This window comes from Collinsella aerofaciens (genome assembly GCF_901212495.1).
In the GTDB taxonomy this organism is placed as follows: Bacteria; Actinomycetota; Coriobacteriia; order Coriobacteriales; family Coriobacteriaceae; genus Collinsella; species Collinsella aerofaciens_H.
The window spans coordinates 1-2,758 of sequence record NZ_CAAKNY010000057.1; the positions used below are offsets into that span (position 1 = coordinate 1).

At 62.1% G+C, this 2,758-nt stretch carries 2 protein-coding genes; both read left to right on the top strand.

Annotated features, from left to right (window positions below; all coding sequences use genetic code 11):
* The first annotated feature begins 366 nt into the window (after positions 1–366).
* On the top strand, positions 367–2,346 hold the full coding sequence (locus SFLMC1_RS06470; protein ID WP_152074109.1) for a RecQ family ATP-dependent DNA helicase: 1,980 nt from the start codon (positions 367–369) through the stop codon (positions 2,344–2,346).
* 2 nt (positions 2,347–2,348) lie between these two features.
* Positions 2,349–2,489, top strand: a complete 141-nt coding sequence (locus tag SFLMC1_RS06475; protein ID WP_187323886.1) for a hypothetical protein — start codon at positions 2,349–2,351, stop codon at positions 2,487–2,489.
* Positions 2,490–2,758 lie beyond the last annotated feature (269 nt).

A 2,758-nucleotide genomic window follows, 5' to 3' on the forward strand; every position in this document is an offset into this window, starting at 1 on the left:
TTACCAAACCGCGTAACAGCTCGACGCTGCGCCTTTGGTTCCACCGTTCTAACGAACGGCGGACCGGTCGGCGCTGCAAACGCCCCTAAGCGGCAATCTGACGTTCAATCGTCGGTCGTGTACCGAAGTACGCTTCCCTCCTCTTTCACGTCACCTTGCTCGCTTAGGGGCGTTTTCGCTGACTTATGTTCAACCAGCAACGTTTCCGCGCTTGTCAAGATAGTCATTGGGGACGTTCTTAAACGACTAGCCATTCAAGAACGTCCCCAATGACTGCCCGCAGAATGAGCGTGGCTGACAGCCGTGCGGCAGCGGTCCGCGTGGCGGCGTATAATCGGCGGCAGATGACTTGGACGTTAGGAAACCATGACCGATAGCATGCAGCAGATGGCGCTCGACACGCTCGGCGCCTATTTTGGCTACACCGCGTTTCGCCCGGGACAGGACCGCATGGTGGATGCGATCCTTGCCGGCCGCGATGCGCTCGGCGTTATGCCCACAGGCGCCGGCAAGTCTATCTGCTACCAGGTGCCCGCGCTCATGCTGCCCGGCATCACCTTTGTGGTGAGCCCATTGCTGTCGCTTATGGAGGACCAGACCCGCGCGCTGCTCGCGGCGGGTGCGCGCCCCAGTTATCTCAACTCCAGCCTTACGCCGGCTCAGCAAAATACCGTGCTCAAGCGTGCTCGTGAGGGGCGCTACCAGCTTATGTATGTGGCGCCCGAGCGTCTGCTCGAGCCGCGCTTTCTGGCCTTTGCGCAGGAAGCTGCAGCCGAAGGCGGCATCGGCGTTCCGCTCGTGGCCATTGACGAAGCCCACTGCGTGAGCCAGTGGGGCCAGGATTTCCGTCCTGCTTACCTGCAGATTCGCGAGTTTATCGATTCGCTGCCGCGGCGCCCGATCGTGGCAGCGTTTACCGCCACGGCGACCGAGCGCGTGCGCGCCGATATCCAGCAAATGCTCGGCCTGCAAAATCCCGCGACGGTGGTGACGGGCTTCGATCGCAAGAACCTCTACTTTGGCTGCGAGGAGATGGGCGACAAGGCCAAGGCCGCGTGGGTGCGCGACTATGTGATCGCGCATTCGAGCGAGAGCGGCATCGTGTATTGCTCGACCCGCAAGACAGTCGATGCGCTGGCAGGCAAGCTTGCCGAGGCACTGGGCCCCAGCGGCATTCGCGTTGGCCGCTACCATGCCGGCATGGGCAACGACGCCCGCAGCCAGAGCCAGCGTGCCTTTATCGACGACGACATTCAGGTGATGGTTGCTACCAACGCCTTTGGCATGGGCATCGACAAGCCCAACGTGCGCTATGTGATTCACAACAACGTGCCCGAGAGCATCGAGGCGTACTACCAAGAGGCGGGCCGCGCCGGCCGCGATGGCGATCCGGCCAGCTGCCACTTGCTGTGGAACGGTAACGATTTTCGCATGCGCCGCTTTTTGATCGACCGCGGCGATGTGGCCGACGAGGCGCTCGACGACGAGCAGCGCGCGTGGGCGCTCCAGAACCGTTATCGCCTGCTCAGCCAGATGGAGGGCTACTGCAATACCACCGGCTGCCTGCGCGAATACATGCTGCGCTACTTTGGCGACGAGGTCGCGGCCGAGCATGCCGCGGCCGGTACGGACAGTACCGCCACGGACGAGGCCGAGGGCTGTGGCAACTGCAGCAACTGCCTCACGCAGTTCGAGGTCGAGGACGTCACCGATATGGCCCGCGCCGCTGTGCGCTATGTGGCCACGCGACCCATGCGTTTTGGCAAGTCGCTGATCGCCGATGTGCTCCACGGCGGCAACACCGAGCGCATTCGCCGGATGCATCTGGACGAGGACCGCGGCTACGGTGAACTGTCGAGCGAATCGGTCGGGCGTATCAAGGACATCATCGGCCAGCTGTGTGGCCGTGGCTATTTGGCTACCTCGCAGGGGCAGTACCCGGTCGTGGGGCTGGGCCCGCGTGCCGGCGAGGTCGAGGACGAGGTGTTTGCCTTTACCATTAAGCGTCGTGCGTCCAAGCGCAAGGCCTCGGCCCGCGCCCGCCGAGCGGTGGACTTGCTGCACGAGGAGGCCGAGCTGAATCAGCGCCCGCGCGTGGGCGACGATGCCGAGTTGTTCGAGCTCCTGCTCGCTCTGCGCAAGGAGATTTCGACCGAGCTGGAGATGGCGCCGTACATGGTCTTTTCCGACAAGGCCCTGCGCGGCCTGTGCCGCCTACGCCCACAGACGCGCGATGAGCTTATTCAGGTCAACGGTATCGGTGAGAAAAAGGCCGACGCCTTTGGCGAGCAGTTTATGGCGGTGATTGAAGAGTTTGAGTCCGAGCATGCGCGGGATGGAGCGTAACGATGGCATCCGACGATAAAACCGGCCGCACTGGCGTGCCCGCCGCACGCGAGAAGGTCAACGCCGAGCTGCGCACCGCCCCCGGCAAGGTGTTCGACCACAGTCCCGAGTTCCGCCGCTACATGGGCATCGAACAGTACTAGGCACCGGGAGTTATCTTTTTTGACGGGGTCTGCGCTGCGCGCGGGCCCCGTTTTGCGTTGTGGCGGCCGGATTCGTGTCTGCGCGAAAACGAAGGTGAATACTTTTCCGCGAAGTGAACGACCTATTTTGGACCCCCGAAGCATCCACACTTTTTGACGCCAAAACTGCAGGAAAAACTCGGCGAAACCGCAGGAAACAGCGTCTGAAAAGTGTCAATGCTTCGGGGACTCATTTTTGCTCGTTCACTTCGCGGAAAAGTATTCACCTT

Bases quoted from the DNA above. Each gene is read 5' to 3' on its own strand.
- SFLMC1_RS06470 (WP_152074109.1), top strand. From the start codon at position 367: ATGACCGATAGCATGCAGCAGATGGCGCTCGACACGCTCGGCGCCTAT.
- SFLMC1_RS06475 (WP_187323886.1), top strand. From the start codon at position 2,349: ATGGCATCCGACGATAAAACCGGCCGCACTGGCGTGCCCGCCGCACGC.